This is a genomic window from Rhodoglobus sp. G.S.4 (assembly GCF_056619605.1).
The window spans coordinates 2,769,795-2,789,132 of record NZ_CM152748.1 but is presented as its reverse complement, the minus strand read 5'-3'; the positions used below and the strand labels follow the sequence as shown (position 1 = coordinate 2,789,132).

Annotated in this window: 15 protein-coding genes; 6 read left to right on the top strand and 9 right to left on the bottom strand. The window is 59.8% G+C overall.

What is annotated here, in order from left to right:
• The first annotated feature begins 2 nt into the window (after positions 1–2).
• Positions 3–326 carry an L-rhamnose mutarotase gene (locus AC061P_RS13680; RefSeq protein ID WP_449647793.1) on the top strand — a complete coding sequence of 108 codons (324 nt, stop codon included), beginning with the start codon at positions 3–5 and terminating at the stop codon, positions 324–326.
• A gap of 75 nt (positions 327–401) precedes the next feature.
• Positions 402–1,712, top strand: a complete 1,311-nt coding sequence (locus AC061P_RS13675; RefSeq protein ID WP_480391472.1) for an L-fuconate dehydratase — start codon at positions 402–404, stop codon at positions 1,710–1,712.
• Here the strand turns inward: AC061P_RS13675 and AC061P_RS13670 are convergent.
• The 5 genes from AC061P_RS13670 to AC061P_RS13650 form a co-directional block, all read right to left on the bottom strand.
• Complete coding sequence (locus tag AC061P_RS13670; protein ID WP_449647791.1) at positions 1,682–2,053, bottom strand: hypothetical protein; 372 nt, start codon at positions 2,051–2,053, stop codon at positions 1,682–1,684. The genes AC061P_RS13675 and AC061P_RS13670 overlap by 31 nt on opposite strands.
• Positions 2,053–2,490, bottom strand: coding sequence for a hypothetical protein (locus tag AC061P_RS13665; RefSeq protein ID WP_449647790.1), 438 nt, complete (start codon positions 2,488–2,490; stop codon positions 2,053–2,055). The genes AC061P_RS13670 and AC061P_RS13665 overlap by 1 nt, the downstream gene beginning before the upstream one ends.
• Positions 2,487–2,996: a hypothetical protein gene (locus AC061P_RS13660; RefSeq protein ID WP_449647789.1), complete on the bottom strand. Its 510-nt coding sequence runs from the start codon at positions 2,994–2,996 to the stop codon at positions 2,487–2,489. The genes AC061P_RS13665 and AC061P_RS13660 overlap by 4 nt, the downstream gene beginning before the upstream one ends.
• Entirely contained in the window at positions 2,996–3,565 is a 570-nt protein-coding gene (locus tag AC061P_RS13655) for a hypothetical protein (RefSeq protein WP_449647788.1), read from the bottom strand. Before AC061P_RS13655 ends, AC061P_RS13660 begins: the two co-directional genes overlap by 1 nt.
• Before the next feature lie 109 nt (positions 3,566–3,674).
• Entirely contained in the window at positions 3,675–4,184 is a 510-nt protein-coding gene (locus AC061P_RS13650; protein ID WP_449647787.1) for a hypothetical protein, read from the bottom strand.
• A gap of 824 nt (positions 4,185–5,008) precedes the next feature.
• On the opposite strand from AC061P_RS13650, the gene AC061P_RS13645 reads away from it, so the two are divergent.
• On the top strand, positions 5,009–6,547 hold the full coding sequence (locus AC061P_RS13645) for a sugar transferase (protein ID WP_449647786.1): 1,539 nt from the start codon (positions 5,009–5,011) through the stop codon (positions 6,545–6,547).
• A gap of 324 nt (positions 6,548–6,871) precedes the next feature.
• On the opposite strand, the gene AC061P_RS13640 is transcribed toward AC061P_RS13645, so the two are convergent.
• Positions 6,872–7,939, bottom strand: a complete 1,068-nt coding sequence (locus AC061P_RS13640; RefSeq protein ID WP_449647785.1) for a glycosyltransferase family 4 protein — start codon at positions 7,937–7,939, stop codon at positions 6,872–6,874.
• Between the two features lie 82 nt (positions 7,940–8,021).
• Here AC061P_RS13640 and AC061P_RS13635 point away from each other — a divergent pair, with 82 nt between their 5' ends.
• The gene (locus AC061P_RS13635) at positions 8,022–8,786 is read left to right on the top strand and encodes a CDP-alcohol phosphatidyltransferase family protein (protein ID WP_449647784.1); all 765 of its coding nucleotides are present in this window, start codon (positions 8,022–8,024) and stop codon (positions 8,784–8,786) included.
• On the opposite strand, the gene AC061P_RS13630 is transcribed toward AC061P_RS13635, so the two are convergent.
• The 3 genes from AC061P_RS13630 to AC061P_RS13620 are packed head-to-tail and all read right to left on the bottom strand — an operon-like array spanning position 8,783 to position 11,978.
• Positions 8,783–9,703 carry a hypothetical protein gene (locus AC061P_RS13630; RefSeq protein ID WP_480391471.1) on the bottom strand — a complete coding sequence of 307 codons (921 nt, stop codon included), beginning with the start codon at positions 9,701–9,703 and terminating at the stop codon, positions 8,783–8,785. The two genes, AC061P_RS13635 and AC061P_RS13630, sit on opposite strands and share 4 nt — an antisense overlap.
• Positions 9,700–10,803, bottom strand: a complete 1,104-nt coding sequence (locus tag AC061P_RS13625) for a Gfo/Idh/MocA family protein (protein ID WP_480391470.1) — start codon at positions 10,801–10,803, stop codon at positions 9,700–9,702. Before AC061P_RS13625 ends, AC061P_RS13630 begins: the two co-directional genes overlap by 4 nt.
• Positions 10,800–11,978, bottom strand: coding sequence for a DUF1972 domain-containing protein (locus AC061P_RS13620; protein WP_480391469.1), 1,179 nt, complete (start codon positions 11,976–11,978; stop codon positions 10,800–10,802). The genes AC061P_RS13625 and AC061P_RS13620 overlap by 4 nt, the downstream gene beginning before the upstream one ends.
• 172 nt (positions 11,979–12,150) lie before the next feature.
• Here AC061P_RS13620 and AC061P_RS13615 point away from each other — a divergent pair, with 172 nt between their 5' ends.
• Both AC061P_RS13615 and AC061P_RS13610 read left to right on the top strand, forming a co-directional pair.
• Positions 12,151–12,828 carry a hypothetical protein gene (locus AC061P_RS13615; protein WP_480391468.1) on the top strand — a complete coding sequence of 226 codons (678 nt, stop codon included), beginning with the start codon at positions 12,151–12,153 and terminating at the stop codon, positions 12,826–12,828.
• A 221-nt stretch (positions 12,829–13,049) separates the two neighbouring features.
• Complete coding sequence (locus AC061P_RS13610; RefSeq protein ID WP_480391467.1) at positions 13,050–19,334, top strand: PKD domain-containing protein; 6,285 nt, start codon at positions 13,050–13,052, stop codon at positions 19,332–19,334.
• Positions 19,335–19,338 lie beyond the last annotated feature (4 nt).

The window sequence follows — 19,338 nt, the reverse complement described above, 5'->3', positions numbered from 1 at the left end:
CCATGAAACGAGTAGCCCAGGTCATCGGCCTCCCACCCGAGAACCGCGAAGAGTATGAGCGATACCATGCCGCCGTGTGGCCAACGATTCTCGAACGACTCGCGGCCAGCAACATCCACAACTATTCGATCTATCGTCACGGCGACCTGTTGTTCTCGTACTTCGAGTACACGGGTGACGACTACGAAGCTGATCAGGCCGCTATCGCCGCAGATCCCGAAACCAAGCGGTGGTGGGCACTTCAAGAACCACTGCAACGACCACTGGATGATCGTGCCGACGGTGAGTGGTGGAAAGAGCTGCCCGAGGTCTTCCACAGTGACTAGTTAGACGAGCAAAGCCCGCGCACTACCAGCGCCCCATTTCTGTATTTCTGTTCTGAGCAAGGAGAACTCTTCAGCATGACTACTATCACCAGCGTTGACGTCTACGACGTGCGTTTTCCGACGTCGCTCACCGCCGCCGGCTCTGACGCGATGAACAAGGATGGCGACTACTCGGCCGCCTATGTTGTACTCCGCACTGACGAAAAGGGCGTCGCGGGCTACGGCTTCACCTTCACCATTGGCCGAGGCAATGACATCTGTGCGCTCACTGCTGAACAGCGAGCTGCACCGCTCGTTGGTCGGGATGTTGACGAGATCGTCGGCGACCTTGGTGGCATCTACCGCGAACTGAAGTCTGATTCGCAATTGCGTTGGCTTGGGCCAGAGAAGGGTGTCGAGCACTTGGCGATGGCCGCCGTGATGAATGCCGTGTGGGATCTTGCTGCTCGCCGCGCGGGTAAGCCCTTGTGGCGGTTGCTCGCCGACATGACTCCTAAGCAGCTTGTCGACACCGCAGACTTCCAGTACCTCACCGACGCTCTCACCAAAGACGAAGCGATCGCGATGCTGAGCGAACTTGCTCCCACCAAGGAGCAGCGCATTGCCGAACTCACCGAGTCGGGCTACCCCTGCTACACCACGAGTGCTGGCTGGTTGGGCTACTCCGACGAGAAGCTTCGCCGACTCTGCCAGGAGGCTGTGGATGCCGGCTACCGCCACATCAAGCTGAAGGTCGGTGCGAATCTTGACGATGACATCCGGCGCTGCGGTATTGCCCGCGAAGTCATCGGTGCCGACGCGAAGCTCATGATCGATGCGAACCAAGTCTGGGACGTCAATGAGGCTATTGATTGGGTAAAGGCGCTCGCGCAGTTCGACCCGTTGTGGGTTGAGGAGCCGACGAGTCCGGATGACGTGCTCGGTCACGCTGCTATCCGCAAGGCCGTTGCGCCCATTGGTGTTGCGACGGGAGAGCACGGTATGAACCGTGTGCTCTTCAAGCAGATGTTCCAGGCCGAAGCCATCAACTTCTGCCAGCTCGACTCGGCCCGCCTCGCCGGCCCGAACGAGATCATTGCCGTGTACCTGATGGCCAAGAAGTTTGGCGTTCCGGTCTGCCCGCACGCTGGTGGCGTTGGCCTCTGCGAGCTCGTGCAGCACCTCTCGATATTCGACTACGTCGCTGTGTCGGGCACTCTCGAGAACCGGGTAACCGAGTTCGTCGACCACCTGCACGAACACTTCGTTGACCCCTGCATCGTCGAGAACGGCGCCTACCGGGTGCCGATGGCACCGGGCTACTCGGCGCAGATGCACGAGTCGTCGGTCGCCGAGTTCTCGTTCCCCGATGGCAGCTACTGGGCGGGTGTGGCTGTCGCGTCGTAGTTGCGGGGAAGCCGCAGGATCACGCCGGTGACATCGTGCACGAGTGGGAGTTCGTACCGTCGGCTGCTGATCGTGTTGTAGCCCGCAGCAGCTTCACGCTGCTCGCGAGTCTCGACTCGGTTGTAGCCGAAGAACCGAATCCACCCGAGGGCGAGCCCGCTCGCTAGCGAGAGCGTGACCCCGGCCGGATACGCGACGGGAATGCCTTGCGTGCCGACGATAACCAGAGTGATCCCCACGATCTCGAGTATGACGCACAGGCCAATGAATTGACCGGCGAGGTGATGCAGGCGCCGTGCGCTTGATCCCGGCACGAGCGTCATTCTTTGTTCGAGAGGCATCACACCCACGCTTTCCACGTGCGGATCACACGGGAGGTGCGGCGCGCCATCCACTTGTCGAGCTCGGGGTCGGCGCCGGGCGCTCCAAGCAGCGTGGGGGAGAGGAAACCGAGAAAGGGGCGCGTCTGGAGTTTCACCACTCCGCACTGCCCGAAGGCTTCAATCTGCTCCGCAATCTCGGCTACCTGGGCGTCGATGTCGCCGGGTTCGGTGTTGCTCTCGAAGACGAGATCGGGGCCGGCCTCAAGAACGTAGCCGCCGTCAGAAACCACGGTCACAGAGATGTCGACAGCCCCGGGCGTGGGTGGAGTGAAGTCAACTGTCGCCGTAAATGTGTTGAGGAATTGCGGATGCACGACGACCTGAATCGCCGGAAAGTGGGCTGCGATCCGCTCGGCCACCTTCTCGGCAACGAGTGCGGCAATGTTCGCGGTCACTTCAGCTCCTCCGGTCCACGGACCAACTCGATTCGACCGCGACCCCGATGGCGGTTCCATGGAATCCACGTCGCTGAAATGCGAAAAACGTTCAGCCCACGATGAATCTCCCACCCGACGCGAGTCCGCAACCCGCGCAGGTTCAGTGTGCCGTAGCCCGCCGGACCGCCGACGCCATACTGGTACCTCATTAGGGCGTGCACGAGTTCTGGCAGTGTTGCATCGGCCGAAATTTCTATCCCGCTTTGCCTCACCCCGTCGTTGGTTAAGTAGTTGCGCAGTCGTTGTGCAAACTCGGCGGGTTCCGGCTCACCGTTGACGTTCACATCGATAGAGACGCGTTCTCCGTGAACCGAGATGATCAGCCTGCGGCCGAGTGCATCGAACCCCTCGTACTCTTCGTTAACAACGTCGACCGCTTCAACGGCAAGACAGGCAGCTTCGATGGTGAGGAACATCGAAAGATCACCGTTCTCATCCAGAACGATCGGGAGCGTTGCACCCATTACGACGTCTCCTTCTGTGGCTGCAGCAACTCAGACTTCTCAAAGTCCAGCGCGCGACCGAGGCTCGCCAGCGCGCGGCGCTGTGTGCGATCGAAATGGACGAGGTCGCTGAGTCGGGGTTCTGGGCTGCAATACTCCCCAAACTCCGCAGTACCGTCTTGCCAGGTAATTAAGAAGGACTGAAGTGACTCCTGTGGGTCATCCAGCTCATCCCACGCCGCGCGATAGAGACTCACGGTGAGGAAGCGACAGACTCGTGCTGCCTCGGGGAAGGCGCGCAAACTCACGCTAAGTAGCTCCACTCCGATCTCGCGTTCTTCCTCACGGAAGCTGAACGCGATGCGCTCCTCCCGCGGTGTCAGTGTCATTCCGTCTTCGAACCGTTGGAGCGTTATCCGCACCGCATCAGAAACCGAAAGCAATCCGACTCGGTAGCCAACGCTCAACACCTCTTCTGTGAGCAGGCTTACTGGCAGTAGTGATTCTGGAAGCGGGGTGCTTGAGCAAACCAACTCCACTGAGAGTCGCTGGTCTTTGAACCACTGCTCACGCGGCTGCAGATCCTTCACGTACCCTTCAGCCCCCTCGCGATTCCTGCGCAGCACAGGATAAATCGACGCTATCGGTTGGGGGAGGCAACCTGCTAGAGAAAATGAGTTTTAGTGGGCGCTTGTACCTCTATCTGGGTGGAGAGCGTCGGTCGCGGAGGGTGAGTGACGGCTGCACAAGACCCGAGGGCGCAGGCTTGGGCTCGAGCGGCAGGGCGAGCAGTCGCACTGATGAGTTGAAGAAGTAGCCAGTCACGAGAAGCGTTTGAAGTAGGGAAATGATGCTCGCTGCTAGCGCGAACGGTCCGTGAGGGGTCTCGACGACGAGAAGCCATACTTCGTTCAGGGCGAGGATTGTCGTCAGCATGCCGAGAATGAACCCGGCTGGAGGGCGGGCGGTCGCTCGCCACCAGGGGCGAGGCGCCGCAAGTGGCTCGGCTGCGCCGCGAAAAGTTCGCACCCCCACGACAAATGCCAACGAGCTGAATGCCACCCCACACACGAGGGAAGCAGCAGGTGGTGCCCCCGCGGAATCGAGAACGAAGAACAGAAGTCTCCCGCTAATGAGATAGGTGCAGTAGAACGCCAACTTTGCCCACCACGCAACAATCCGGAACGGTCGGATGTTGACATCACTCATAGTGGACCGGAAACCTTTCGTGGGGTGATAGCTGAGTTCTCTTCGAAAACTACACCACGACCGTGACCACGACCGTCCCGGTGCCCGTGTGGACGGAAGGGCGCCGTCGTGCGGTTACGTTACCGCTGGTGAATTCGTAGACCACTTGGACGAGGTCCAGTCGGATTCGTGATCCGTGAAGCATGGGGGCGAACTCATCCTGGGGTTGCTGCTGGCTCGGCTGGCCCGCGCTAAGGAGCACGCGCCGAGTGTCGGGTATCCGGTGCTAGCTGCGGCGCGGCCGTAGTGGGCGTCATGATCGTGTAGTTGACCGCGAAGCACTCAACATCCGCGGACTTGCAGGAAAAATGGAAGCTAAGGACCTCCATCGTGGCCCCAATACTCGGTCCAGAACTGTGAAGAATTCGCAGCTACACACCCGCTCATTTCTGAGGTCGGGCCTGCCCGTCGCGGCAGATGATGTTCGCATTTTTATACCCACATATGTCATTGTCATCTATTCGACACGCCGCGTGTCCCCCTAAAGGGGGGTATGCCCCATCGGGGCAACGGGAGTAGCTTCACTCACTACCCCCTTATTGGGGGTCAGTACCCGCAAGAGCAAGCACCACCTACCCGCCCCGCAGCGCGTGCCAACCAGCGCGCCTCCCCCAACGCCCGTCCCCCGACGGGCGCAAGTTCTAGTGCGCAAAAAACCGACACCCGAAATGTCGTGATCCCGATGCAAGAGCCGTTTTACCCATCCCCAAAATCACCCGCCCCCAACAAGAACCCGAGCCTTACCCGCTGCCTGAGTTCACTCATTTCTCCCCGAGAGCTGAGAAATGAGTGAACTCAGAAAATTACCTGCCCAGCCCGCTCCCGAGCGAGAGCGCGGCCACCTCCGGTTGGTAGATGCCACCGAATTCCATCCGCTATCAACAACCACGCGGCATCCAGAGTCAGGCTTGGCCTGGGCTCGCACGTACGAGACGAAACTACTGATTACGGATGCCGTAATCATTTGTTTCGCGATGATCGCGGCGCTCTCGACCAGAGCAGAATCGACCAGCATCCCCGTCTTTCTCGTCAGCGTGAACCCCCTCATGTGGCTTGGCCTAGCTGGTGTCGCGATGATTTGGCTCGCGTTGCTCCAGATTTTCCACACTCGAGATCGGCGAGTAATCGGTGCCGGCGCCAACGAGTACAAGAGCCTCATCACCGCCAGCATGACCATGTTTGGGCTGTTATCCATCACGCTTCTGATTGTCGAAGCCGGCTTCCCCGGCAAAGGCGCAGTGCTGGCGATGGCGATCGGAGTCATCGTTCTTCTCGCCAGTCGGTGGTCCTGGCGACGCTGGCTCACTAGGCAACGGCGCCTCGGCCGCGCACTTTCACGGGCCGTCGTTGTCGGTACGAGCAGCGAAGTCGACTACGTCGTATCGCGAATCAAAGGCAACCTGAGTGCGGCATTCGCCGTTGTTGGAGTCTTGACGGAACCGGATTCTCAAGACTCGCCGAAATCTGAATCCTCCACGAGGTATGAATTCGGTCCAGAACGGGTCGCTGCGACCGCCGCCGAGCTTGGCGCTGACGCTGTGATCGTTGCTGGTGATCATGGCTGCGGAAATGACTTCATCCGCAACCTTGCGTGGCAACTCGAGGGTACGGCCGCCGAGCTGATACTGGCTTCACGCCTAGCGAATGTGGCAGGGCCGCGCATCCACTTTCGGCCCGTTGAAGGCCTTCCTCTTATCCACGTTGAAATTCCCCAGTTCGAAGGGGGAAAGCACGTCGTCAAGCGTGGCCTCGACATCGTTGTCTCTGCCCTCGCACTTGCCATTCTTTCGCCGCTCTTTCTCCTCTTAACTGTGCTGATCCGTTTGGACAGTCCAGGGGGCGCTCTCTTCAGCCAAGTGCGGGTGGGGCGCAACCTTGAAATGTTCCGTATGTTCAAGTTTCGTTCGATGGTCACGGATGCCTCCGAGAAGTTGGCTGAGCTCACTCAGAAGAACGAGGGTTCGGGGGTGCTCTTCAAAATGAAGAACGATCCGCGAGTTACCAAAATCGGTCGATTCATCCGAAAGTATTCGCTTGATGAACTGCCACAAATCTGGAACGTGCTGAAAGGCGACATGAGCCTCGTCGGCCCACGTCCGCCGCTGCCCAACGAAGTGCGTGCGTATAAAGGGAAGGTCAACCGGCGCATGTACATCAAGCCTGGGCTTACCGGGATGTGGCAAATCAATGGACGGTCGGACCTGAATTGGGAAGACAGCATGCGCCTTGACCTCTACTACGTCGAGAACTGGTCGGTCGTCGGTGACCTCGTCATAATGTGGCGCACGTTCAAGGTACTCATCCATCCTGTCGGTGCGTACTAATGATGCGCGCACCAGGGGACGTTCGCGCGACCGCGATGAACGGCCCAGACAATTACCACCAGTGCACCCCCTCTCCGCCCCAAGCGCCCTCACAGTTGCCGTCGGGAGGTATGTGAGGGTAAACACCCGTCGCTGATGTGTGCCACGAGAGGTGGGACTTTCGTGCACGCGAACGCTGCCACGTTGAGCAGAAGGGTCGTAATGGAACCGGCGGCCATCTCGGGAGGCCGCGGTGCCCTGCGATCCTGCTCGCTGGTATCGGGCGCCAAGTTCGCCAGCATTGCGAAGCGAGCTGCGCCATCAGCGGCGGGCTAACCTCCGGAGTCAGTTACCGGTGGTGCCGGCCAGAATTGTTGCGCGCAGTGAGTGAACGGAGGCCTCCCACGAGTAACCGAGATCGCCTGGCGCCGTGACTGCAGCTCGAGCGGGGGCAGAGCGGATCGCCTCAGCAAAAGCGGGAACATTATCCGGATCCACATAGCTAGCATTCGCTCCCAAAATCTCGCGGAACACAGGGATATCGCTCACCACTACCGGTGCGCCAAAGTGGCGCGCTTCGAGGGCGGGAAGGCCGAACCCTTCGTCTCGGGTCACAAACAGGAGCAGCGCCGTGTTGCCATACAGCCACGCGAGTTCGTCATCGTCGATGAAACCAAGAAATCGAACCGCCCCACGTTCGACGGCCTCAGTAATATCGCCAGGAAGCTCAGCAGTGCGCCCTTGAGGCTCGCCAACGATCACGAGAGGCGAATCTGGAGTTGCCCGCCCTGACGAAAGCGCCGCTTGGATGGTGTTGGCGAGATTCTTGCGAGCGTTGAGTCTGCCTACGCAGAGCAAAAAATCTCCGGTGAATCCGTCGAGGCCTTGAGGCTTGCGGGGAACAGCATCCGCTAAGCCTCGCCCCACAGCAAGACCCACCGGAACGACAGTGCGGCCACGGCTCAGTCGACCAATGCGCTCGGCTTCGTTTCGTGATGACGTGAAGAGCCACGTGGCCCGGTGCGCCGTCAGCGGCATCAGGCTGAAGTAGAGGCGCTCGGTGAGAGTGAACCACTCCGGCGAGGTCAGAAACATGTAGTCGTGGATGAACACCGCTGTAGGCCCAAACGCTGGCGTGAAGTTGTGCGTGATGGTCACATCGGCGTGCAGCCGTTTCGCGACAAATGGCAATTCAAGAATCGCGCTCACGCCCTGTGGTTTCACTCGCGTGCCGACTACGGCGACCCGACTAGGCAGCTCTGAGGTGGCGACCTGAATGGATGCCCGGCGAACGGCGACGGTGATCTCGTCTTCAGGAAATTCGCGTTCCCAGGCCCAGATGAATTCGCGCAGAACCTGGCGATTCGAGGCAGGGCCTCGCGCCCACCAGAAGCCGTCGAAGAGAACGCGCATGCCCCCATGCTAGCCCCGCGGGTGTCATGCCCACCGGGGCATAACTCTCGACCAGTCGAGGGGCGTCGCGCTATGGTGAAACATGACCGCTACAGGGGAAAGCCCAGCAGCACCACTGGGATACCGTGCCATTGTCCGGCAGCTTGCGTCCGCCCAAAAATCAGGGCGGGGAGCGCCGCCGTACTCGCGCTGGATAAATCGCCGCCTTGGCCGTTTGCTCGCTGCCGGAGCATTCCTGATGGGCAGAACCCCCAATCAGGTCACCATGGCGAGTGCGACGTCGACGCTTGTGGCGCTGGTTCTTGTTTCCACCGTTCAGCCGGCGTGGTGGCTCGGTATTCTCGTTGCCGTCCTTCTGCTGCTCGGGTACGCCCTCGACTCGGCCGATGGACAGCTTGCCAGGCTGCGTGGGGGCGGAACCAAATCTGGTGAATGGCTTGATCACGTTGTTGATGCGTTCAAGATTGTAATTTTTCACGGCGTCATCCTCATTTCGTTTTATCGCTTCGGTGACGAGCTGCCGGATGCCGTGCTGCTGATCCCCCTCGGTTTCATTGTGGTGTCGTCGGTGTTCTTTTTCGCGATGATTCTCACTGACCAATTACGCCGGATTGCGTCGTCCGAGCGCGGGGAGGCGTATGCGAAGCCGAGTGGCGGCGGAGGCTGGTTGCAGACCATCGTTGCGATTCCGACGGACTATGCGGTGCTCTGCCTGTCGTTTGTGGTGTTCGGGTGGCTGAGCGGTTTTGTTGTCGTGTACGGGCTGCTGTTCGCCGCCAACGCTGTGATTCTCATCGCGGTACTCGCGCGCTGGTGGCGCGAACTGCGCACAATTGACGCTTCCTAGCTGGGGCGTTGCTCGAACTCGTGAACGAGCGCCATAGTGCTTTCGATGTGTCCGCGGCTAGAGGCTCCAAAAACGATCGATTCGATCCCGGGCTGGGCAAAAACCCACTCGAGGGCTTCGCGGGGGGCAATCGCGCCAGACGCAAATACTGACATCGCGACCGCTCTGAATGGGCGCTTGGCCAACGCATCCTGATAGGCCTCGGTTCCGCCAGACATGCGGAAGCCGATCTTGTTGATGTTCGAGCACACCAACGGGTTGTCGATCCCGGCGCTATCGAGGTGGTCGAGGAGCATGGGCAAGTTCATCGTGATGAACCCGGGTTCGGCTCCGTAGCGTGAGCGCACATGGTTGGCGAAGATTGCAAAAGCATCGGTGAAGCCAAGGCCGAGGAGTAGATCGACGACCACATTCTGCAGCCAGATCACGGGAGTACGCGCACCAGCGAAGCCGGCCATCTCAGCATCGACCAACAGTGTGATGATGCCCTCTATGTCTTTCTTCGCGAGCGAACGCCCGCCGCGCATCATGGCATTCAGCAATCCTTCGTCTGGCAAGAATTTTCCGAGGGCGCCGAGGATGCCGTTCTCGGTGACGGCGTCGGCATACTTGTGGGCGTAGGGCATGCAGGGGAAGAACGAAAAGCCGTCATATTTTTCGGGCTGCGATCGAACGCGGTCGACAACTTCGGAGATGCGGTCGTGAGTGGTGCACATGAGGGTGCGGATGCCGCTGTCGTAGGCATTGTCGACAACATCCATGATTGCGTCAATGCTGTGGAACCGCATCGCCTGCTCACGTGCTTTTTCTTCTGACCGATGGTTGATGCCAAAGAACTGATTGTCACCAAAAAGCACGCGGTCGAGTTTCGCCGGTGGCGATGCGAATGCCGAGGCCCGGTCTGTTGTTGTGGTCATGATCGTCTCCCCAGGAAGCTGCGACGTCGGGTCGGGACCGACGCCACAGACGGTGACGCACTCGGCACGGAGGTTGCAGCTGGGCCGGCTGCGGCATCCTGAGTGAGTAGTTCGATGATTCGGTCAGTGACCGCAGCACTCGTGAAATCGTTCGTTGAGGGGAGGTCGGGGTCGTGAGTTCGCTGCACAAAGTGATCGAGTTGGGCGCTGTATTCTTCGCCGCGCAAGTAGAACCACACTTCGTCGGTGAGTTCGGTCGTGGACTTGATGTTCCAGCCCTGTTGGTAGCCCGCTGTTTCGGGGGCGGTGCTGCGCAAGTACACCTGAATCTCTTGGCGGTCGGCAATGATCTTGCCCTGGGTGCCGGAGATGCTCATGCGGGTTGTCATCTTGCGGTACGACTCGTCGGACCAGTTGACGGACAGTTGGCCGCTCACGCCGTCCGCAAAGTAAATCGTGCTGTATACCTCGTCTTCAGTATTCTCCGAGAAGATGCTGCCCAAAATTGTGCCGCCCACTCCGGTTGCGTCGCCGACAAACCACGTGGCGAGGTCGAGTGGATGCGCGGCGTAGTCATACAGGCACCCACCTCCCTCTGTGCGCTTGCTCCGCCACGTTGATCCCTTCGCCTTCAATACGACAGGGCCATACGATTCGGCTTGAACATGGGTAATGCGGCCGATGGCTCCAGCGTCGATCAGGCGCTTCGCCTCACGAAAGGTTGCGACGAATCGATTGTGATATCCCACCTGAGTGACGAGACCACGGGATGCCGCCAGCTCGGCCAACTCTGAAGACTCGGCCGAAGTGAGGGTGAGTGGCTTCTCGCAAAAGACGTGAAGTCCGTGTTCGAGCGCGGTGCGAACCATCGCGGCGTGAAAACGGGTGGGAGTCGCTATGAGCACCGCATCCAATTGAACGCTGTCGAGCATTTTGTCGAAGTCAGTGAACGTATTCAGTCCCGTGTACTTCGAGAGCACGCCAAGAATGTAGCCAGCCGAATCGACAACGGCATCAACAGAGACTTCGGGGTGGGCTCGAATCATTGAGAGATGGGAGAGCCCCATTTTTCCTAAACCGACCACGCCAACACGAATCATGCGGACTCCTCCTGAGCTTGCTGGGGTTCGTGCATGTCGACGTAGAGTGCCAACAAATCTTCGTATTGCCCGGCGACGTGCTCCCAGGTGAACTCCGTCAGATGTCGGCTGCGGCTTGCCGCCGCGAGAGCGCGACGCTGGTCGGGTGAACCGAGCAGAGTCGACATGTGTTCGGCAGCGTCATCCACCCCGGTGAAGTAGAACGCTCCATCACCCGCCACCCAGCGGTTGTAGGGATTGTCGTGGGCAATGACCGCATTACCTGCCGCCATTGCTTCGACGAGGGAAGGATTGGTGCCGCCAACGGTATGCCCATGCAGGTATCCGAGGGAGTGGAATCGTAGAGCCGCTACCTCATCCGGTTCGTAGATGGGGCCGACGAACAGCACCTCGTCACTCGCTGCCTCTCGAACGGCGCGGGTGTAGGGGTCACTGTCGTCGTAGGTTCCGAAGACCGCGAGTTGATGACCCCGCTTTTCGCGGGAGAATGCGGTCACCAGTTCGAGAATCGAATTCTCTGGAATCGGGCGACAGATGAGCGTGAGATAGTTCCCCGGAGTGAGGCCGCGAGTCGTCACGGGGAGCGTATCTGCCTGCTCAACCGCATGAGCGCCATACGTGATCGTGACCAACTTGGAGCGGCGCGCACGGGTAGCGAGATAGGTTTCGATCACCGGATGATCGGCAATGAGTCGATTGCCCACCCAGCAGGCGATCCGCTCGTTGATCCACAGAATGGCTTGGCGGCCTTTGCCCCAGCGGGACCTCGACCACTCGATGCCATCCATGTTGATGACGTTCGGGATGCGTTTGATGCGTTGGATGATGTTGAAGACGGCGGTGTTGTAGCCGAACGTCAGGCAGACATCCCGAAACCGTGATGCATGGCGGATGGAGGCGAGGTCGAAACTGGCGGTTCCCAGCCAACCTTCTCGATGCTGGGGGATCATCACCCGCTCGATGCCATTCCATTTGTCGTACGTTGTTGGACCGGTGCCCGGCACTTGGCAGTAGACGATAGCGCGCCACCCGCGGTCACGAAGAAAGAGGGCAACGTTCTCTGCGGCAGTTTCGAAACCACCGTAGGCGGCGGGGATTCCGTGGGTTCCCAAGATACGCACAGTGGGCTGGCGGGCGTTCGGAAGGCGGGCGTTGGCGGAAATGTGGCTTTTCAACTGTCCATCCTCCTGGCAGTGCCTCAAGAATTTCGAACAGACCCCCCACTGTCTGGACTCGAAAGTGTACGCCGCACGTCAATGGGCATTCCTCCCCAGAACTGGGGGTTATGTCAATGGTGCTACGGGTGTATATTCCAACCCCGTACATTCCCGAAGTCACGGAGCTGCCATGACACAGTCGAAGCATCCCCGTGGCGAGGTCGAGCCCTACGAAGCTGGGGCCGCTCCGGCGTGGCTTGGCACACGTTCTGCGAAAATTCTTGCGGCGTCGATAGTGGTCGCCATTGTGGTGGGGCTTGGCGTGGTGTTGTTTCTTCAGTTCGCACCGAAGTCTGTAGTGGGAACATTGCCCACTTCGTCGCCAACCTCGGGGGCCGGGGTTGAATCGCCGGCCGCTTCGTCGTCGCCGGCGCCCACTGACGGCCCGGTAGTGCCTGACGTTGCTCCGATCGCTATCGACAAACCCGGAGTGATCACGACTGGTCTTGCCGCTCAGATCAGCAAGGTCGAAGAGGTCGACGGAACAGCGCGGGGTCCCGGCGAAGTTGCGGGGCCATCGCTGCGGGTGACTATCACGATCACGAATACATCGTCGGATGCCGCGACACTGCGCACCGCGGTTGTGAGCTGCTATTTCGGCGCCGACCGCACCCCCGCGCAGGAGCTTCGCGAACCAGGAGGTGTACCACTTCCGGAATCGGTCTCCGCAAATTCTGCGGTGGATGGTGTCTATGTCTTCACTGTCCCACCCGAAGAGCGCGACAACATCACAATCTTGGTTGACTACTCCGTTGATGTGTCTCCGCTGGTATTTCAGGGCGATGCCGCGGAATTGATCGCCCGCTAGGTTGCCCGCAAGCTCCGCCGTTAGCGACGGAGTTTCTGCGCGCCCGTCGGCAGGCGTGAAAACGTGACCCCCTTTCGGGGGGCACCCGAAGAGGGGTAAAGGGAGTATGGTGTGCCTCCAAGTGGAACCCGAAATACCCACAAACCCCGAAAAGGCACCCCATGCGCGCAACTCGCCATATGCCACCGAACCCACTGAGACTGATTTCAGCCGCAGCAACGATGACATTAATCGCAGCCCTGCTTACCGTGATGCAGCCCATTGTGGCTGTAGCCGACACCGCAGCGAGCCCACCTCTGCCATCGACGGTTTCGTCGGATCCACTGCCAACGCCCCAGATCAATGGTGTGGTCTGGGATCAGGTCATCGTCGGCAATACCGTCTACGTCGCCGGCAACTTCACAAAAGCGCGCCCGTTCGGTTCTGCGGCGGGAGTCAACGAGGTCAACCGCCCGTACATGCTCTCGTACAACCTCACCACGGGAGCACTGCTCCCGTGGGCGCCAACGTTTGACGCCCAGGTTCGAGCAATCTCCGCATCGCCGGACGGAACCCGACTGTACGCCGTCGGTGACTTCACGACGGTCAACGGCACATCCAAGGCCCGCATCGTGGCGTTCAACACCGCAACGGGCGCGATCAACACTGCCTTTGATGCCCGAGCGAACTATCGTGTGTACGCGGTCGTCGCAACGAATACTGCCGTCTACTTCTCGGGACCATTCACTTCGGTTAGCGGAAGCACCCGCCTCGGTGGTGCAGCAGCTTTAGCCTCGAATGGTGCTGTGACGCCGTGGGCTCCTGAACTCGCTGGCGGCCGGGCATTCGGCATCGTAATTTCGCCCGACGAAACGAAAGTCGTGATTGGTGGAGACTTCACCACTGTCAACGGTTCCGGCAATCCCGGCTACGGGCTGGCGATGGTTGATGCCAGCGTTGGAGCGCTCATCACCCCGTTCGCCGCGAACAACTCTGTCCGCAATGCAGGGCTCGACGCTGCGATCTTCTCGCTCGCTTCCGACTCTGACAGCTTCTATGGTTCGGGCTATGTCTATGGTTCTGGCGGAAACCTTGAGGGCATGTTCCGTGCCAACTGGTCCGACGGAGCAATCGTGTGGATTAACGACTGCCACGGTGACACCTATTCCGTTTCGCCGGCGCCCAACGGCGCTATCTATGCGGCAGGCCACTCGCACTACTGCGGCAACATTGAAGGCTTCCCGCAGACCGATCCCTGGTCATTCAGCCGCGGTATCGCGTTTAGCAAAGATGCAACCGGATCAATCTCTAACGACCCCTACGGCTACCCCAACTGGGCAGGCAACTCCAGTCCCTCACTTCTGAACTTCTTCCCCGACATCAACCTAGGAACCTTCACTGGTCAGTACCAGGGCCCGTGGGATGTCAGCTCAAACGCTGAATACACGGTCTACGGCGGCGAGTTCACGAGAGTGAACGGCCAATCTCAGCAAGGACTTCTCCGCTTCGCTGTGCCGTCGATTGCCCCCAACCTTGATGGCCCACGCCTAACCGGCAACGACCTCGTGCCGAAGATGACATCACCAGCGCCAGGAACAATCGCGCTCAGCTGGACCGCTGACTGGGATCGTGACAACGAGAACCTGACGTACCACCTCATCCGTGATGGCAAGAGTGCTTCGCCGATCTACGTGACAACTCAGGATGCTCGTTTCTACGACCGGCCAACCATGACGTACATCGACACCGGTCTCACCCCCGGCCAGACCTACACGTATCGACTGCGCGCCATCGACCCCTACGGCAACAATGGCTGGGGAACAACGGTCTCGTATACCGCGGGAACCACGGGTCAACTCAGCGACTATGCGAGCGCTGTCATGAACGACCAACCCACGAGCTACTGGCGTCTCGGCGAATCGGGAGGCAACACTGCGGTGGACAGCCTTGGCCGCGACAACTCGACAGCCAACAGCGGCGTCGGCTTCGGGGCATCCGGAGCAATCATTGGCGATAGCAACACGGCGGCCAACTTCACGGGTAGCTCGAACAGTTACACGGGATCGCAGGCGCTCGTCTGGCGCGACAATACCTTCTCGGTTGAAGCCTGGTTCAAGACCACGACGAACTCTGGCGGCAAGATTGTCGGATTCGGCAATCGTCAGTCCGGCAATTCCACCAACTACGACCGCCATATCTACATGGATTCATCCGGAAAAGTGAACTTCGGTGTTTACACCGGCAGCACTCGGATTGTGCAGAGTGCTAAGTCATACAACGACGGCCAGTGGCATCAGGTAGTCGGCAGTATGAGCGCCAGCGGAATGGAATTCTTCGTTGACGGCGTGCGCATCGGAGTGGAACCCAGCGTCATCTGGGGCCAAAACTACTGGGGCTACTGGCGTATCGGTGGCGACCGCAGCTGGAGTGGCTCTGACTACTTCAACGGTGCCATCGACGAAGTAGCCGTGTACCCGAAGCCCCTCACGGCAACACAGGTGCAAAACCACTTCCTGCTCTCGGGCCGCTCACTCTCCGGGCCTCCGGCACCAACCGACAGCTACGGTGCGGCAGTCTACGAGGCAAGTCCGCAACTGTACTGGCGTCTGGCTGAAGCCTCCGGGTCAGCGGTAAATGACGCTGGATTGCAGGGCATCAACGGAAACCTGAGCGGAACCTATACCCGCAATGTTCCTGGAGCTCTCGGCGGCACCACGAACAGTGCGACTCAATTCACCCAGGGTCTCGCCGCGACGGCGATTTCATTGCCCAACCCGTCAACGTTCTCGAGTGAAGTCTGGTTCAGAACCAGCAGCACGAGCGGTGGCAAGCTCGTCGAGTTCGGGTCATCCGCTACAGGTACCGCCAGCAGCTATGGCGATCACCTGATGATGCGCAACGACGGAACTCTCGTCTTTGGCACCGGAAGTAGCACCGTTTCGACTGTCGGCTCGTATAACGACGGCCAGTGGCATCAGGCGGTGTCGACGCAGGGATCAGCAGGATTGCGACTCTATGTCGACGGCGCGCTTGCGGGCACGAGTGCTGCGACACCGAGTCAGACGTTCTCGGGATACTGGAGGCTCGGACGAGGAAACACCGTTGGTGTTGCATCGTCGAACTACTTCAGCGGCGACCTCGATGAGTTTGCGGTTTACCAGACCGTATTGACCGCGAGCGAAGTAAGCCAGCACTACCTTCTTGGCACCGCCAATCAAGCACCAGTGGCACAGTTCACTCACTCCGAAGCCGATCTTGTCGCTAGTTTCGACGCCACAGGTTCGTCAGATCCAGACGGCACAATCGCATCGTACGAGTGGAACTTCGGCGACGGCGGTACAGGCAGTGGGGCGCTTATCGACCACACCTACGCCACGGCCGGAACCTACACCGTCACGGTGACCGTTACTGACAACAAGGGTGCCTCGGCAACCAGATCCGAATCAGTGACGGTTCTGGCGGCCAATGTTGCCCCCACCGCGGCATTCACCTTCGGTGTCACCGACAACGTTGTGAGTTTCGATGGGGCCGGCTCGTCAGATCCTGACGGCACCATCGGCTCCTACAGTTGGGACTTCGGCGACGGAGCGACCGCGAACGGTGTCAGCACGAGCCACGTGTATGCGGGCGCTGGCAACTACACGGTGGTGCTCACGGTCACCGACAATCAGGGCGCGACCGGCACGCTGTCGCAGCAAGTGACGGCGCTCGCACCGCCAGCAGTGACCGTGCTTGCTCGGGATGAGTTCTCGCGCACGCAAGCCTCTGGTTGGGGCACCGCGGCTGTAGGCGGGGACTGGTCGACCAACACCGACAGTAGCTTCTCCGTCGCATCCGATGTCGGCGTCGTGAACCACAGTTCCTCAGGAACAACCAGGCACGCGTGGCTTCCCTCGGTCTCGACCGACGATGTCACGGTGAGCACCAGCATCTCGATCGACAAGGCAATCACCGGTGGTGGAGCATATACCGGAGTGATCGTTCGCGAGGTCGGAAACAGCTTCTATCAAGCACGCGTGCGGTACTTTTCGAATGGCACCCTCGCGTTCCAGCTCCTGAACGGTGGATCGACAAGCATTGCCTACACGGATGTCCCCGGTCTGACCTTCACCGCGGGCGATGTGCTCCTGGTGAAGGCGCAAGCATTCGGAACTTCGCCGACCACCATCCGTGGCAAGGTCTGGAAGCAAGGCACCGCAGAGCCAACGGACTGGACGCTCGAAGCCACATCGTCAGTCGCAGCTCTGCAGAACCCGGGCGCGGTCGGACAGTACAGCTACGTTTCCGGCTCCGCGACCAATGCACCGGTGCATGTCAGCTACGACAGCTTCCTCGCTATTGCTGGACACGCTGATGGCGGTGGTGGCACTCCGGCCAACCAGGCTCCGACCGCATCCTTTACCAGTTCGGTAAGCACTCTGACTGCAAGCTTCGACTCGACTGCCTCTACTGACCCGGATGGCACTATCGCCTCGCGGTCATGGAACTTCGGCGATGGGCAGAGCAGCACTGCAACCAGTCCGGTCCATACCTACGCGACAGCGGGCACGTATCAAGTGGTCCTCACCGTCACGGACAATCAGGGAACGACGGGAACGGTGACGAAGCCGGTAACGGTCACTACCAACCCTGCGAACCAGCCACCAGTGGCAGCGTTCACGCTCGATCTGGCTGGACTTGCTGCATCCTTCAACGCAAGCGGCTCCAGCGATCCCGACGGCACCATTGCCAGTTATGCCTGGAACTTCGGTGACGGCCAGACCGGTACCGGAGCAACAGCGTCGCACAGCTACGCGACTGCAGGCTCGTACACGGCGACACTCACTGTCACGGACAATCAGGGCGCGACCACAGCTGTCACCCATCAAGTCGCCCCCAACATTGTGGCGGGCATCCCGGCGACCGCAAAAACCGTCGTGGTGATTATGGAAAACAAGTCCGACACCCAGGTCATTGGTAGTGCAGCGGCGCCGTATATCAACGCACTCGCGGCTGAAGGCGCGTTGATGACCGAGTCGTTCGCCGTGATCCGCCCGAGTCAGCCGAACTACCTTGCACTGTTTAGTGGCTCACTCAACGGAGTCACCACCAACGACTGCCCAAACACGTTCACGACAGCGAACCTGTACAACCAGTTGACGGCCAACGGCAAGAGTTTCGTAGGGTACTCGGAGAGCCTTCCGAGTGTCGGATTCACCGGCTGTGAGAGTGGAGCCTACGCGCGCAAACATAACCCTTGGGTGAACTGGCCGTCGATTCCCGCCGCCGTGAACCAACCATTTACGGCGTTCCCCACCGACTATTCGACTCTGCCCGATGTGTCATACGTGGTACCAAACCTTCAGCACGACATGCACGATGGCACGATCGCTGAAGCAGATATGTGGCTGCAGTCCGCCATCGGTGGCTACGTCAACTGGGCCAAAGCAAACAACAGTGTGCTGATCCTCACCTGGGATGAAGACGAAGGTGGCGGACCGAACAAGATCCCGACGATCTTTGTCGGCGAAAAGATCAAGACCGGTCAGTTCTCGCAAACCATCGATCACTACGACGTACTCCGCACAATCCAAGATACGTACTCGATACCATCTAACGATCTCAGCGCGGCAGCAGCGCCCATCACCAACATTTGGCTTGGAGCGAATCAGACACCCAACGCTGCGTTCACCTCTGCGGCCAGCGATCTCACCGCAACCTTCAACGGATCGACATCGAGCGACCCCGACGGAACGATCAGTTCGTACGCGTGGAACTTCGGCGACGGGCAAACCGGCACTGGGGTCACCGCAGCGCACAGCTACGCGACCGCCGGCAACTACACCGTCAGACTCACGGTCACCGACAATCAGGGTGCAACCGGAACGACGACTCAACAAATCACAGTCACTGCCCCCGGAGGCCCGATCGCACAGGATGACTTTGGGCGCACAGTAGCTGCCGGCTGGGGAACCGCCAACACCGGTGGTGCCTGGTCGACGAACGTGAACTCCAGCTTCAGCGTGTCGAGTGGGGCGGGCTTCGCTCGACACACCACCCCGGGATCGACACGTCGCGCCATGCTTTCCGATGTGAGTCAAACCGCCACCGAAGCTCAGGTCGAACTCTCGGCAGACAAGGTCGCCGAATCCGGACACATCGTGGTGGGAATCATTGGACGCCAGGTTGGCTCGGCCTTCTACCAGGCGCGGGCCCGGCTGCAACCCGGCGGAGTCGTTGGGCTCCAGATAATGTCTGGATCCTCATCTGTCCTTGCCAACATGACGGTACCCGGCCTCACCTACGTTGCCGGCGACACTCTAGTTCTTAAGACGAGCGTGAGCGGAACTAGCCCCACAACGATTACTGCGAAGCTATGGAAAGTCGGCGAAACGGAACCGGCAGGCTGGCAACTGAGTACAACCGATTCGACTGCCGCGCTGCAGGCGGCAGGCTCGATCGGATTTGAAAGCTACCTGTCGAGTTCAGCCCCCAACGCACCCGTCACTATCCGCTACGACAACTTCCTCGTTCGACTCCCTCAGTAGTCTG

Excerpts from the sequence above, each read along its gene's own strand:
- AC061P_RS13615 (WP_480391468.1), top strand. The coding sequence starts at position 12,151 with ATGACACAGTCGAAGCATCCCCGTGGCGAGGTCGAGCCCTACGAAGCT.
- AC061P_RS13635 (WP_449647784.1), top strand. The coding sequence starts at position 8,022 with ATGACCGCTACAGGGGAAAGCCCAGCAGCACCACTGGGATACCGTGCC.
- AC061P_RS13675 (WP_480391472.1), top strand. The coding sequence starts at position 402 with ATGACTACTATCACCAGCGTTGACGTCTACGACGTGCGTTTTCCGACG.
- AC061P_RS13610 (WP_480391467.1), top strand. The coding sequence starts at position 13,050 with ATGACATTAATCGCAGCCCTGCTTACCGTGATGCAGCCCATTGTGGCT.
- AC061P_RS13650 (WP_449647787.1), bottom strand. The coding sequence starts at position 4,184 with ATGAGTGATGTCAACATCCGACCGTTCCGGATTGTTGCGTGGTGGGCA.
- AC061P_RS13680 (WP_449647793.1), top strand. The coding sequence starts at position 3 with ATGAAACGAGTAGCCCAGGTCATCGGCCTCCCACCCGAGAACCGCGAA.
- AC061P_RS13625 (WP_480391470.1), bottom strand. The coding sequence starts at position 10,803 with ATGATTCGTGTTGGCGTGGTCGGTTTAGGAAAAATGGGGCTCTCCCAT.
- AC061P_RS13660 (WP_449647789.1), bottom strand. The coding sequence starts at position 2,996 with ATGGGTGCAACGCTCCCGATCGTTCTGGATGAGAACGGTGATCTTTCG.
- AC061P_RS13640 (WP_449647785.1), bottom strand. The coding sequence starts at position 7,939 with ATGCGCGTTCTCTTCGACGGCTTCTGGTGGGCGCGAGGCCCTGCCTCG.
- AC061P_RS13645 (WP_449647786.1), top strand. The coding sequence starts at position 5,009 with ATGAGTGAACTCAGAAAATTACCTGCCCAGCCCGCTCCCGAGCGAGAG.
- AC061P_RS13630 (WP_480391471.1), bottom strand. The coding sequence starts at position 9,703 with ATGACCACAACAACAGACCGGGCCTCGGCATTCGCATCGCCACCGGCG.
- AC061P_RS13670 (WP_449647791.1), bottom strand. The coding sequence starts at position 2,053 with ATGCCTCTCGAACAAAGAATGACGCTCGTGCCGGGATCAAGCGCACGG.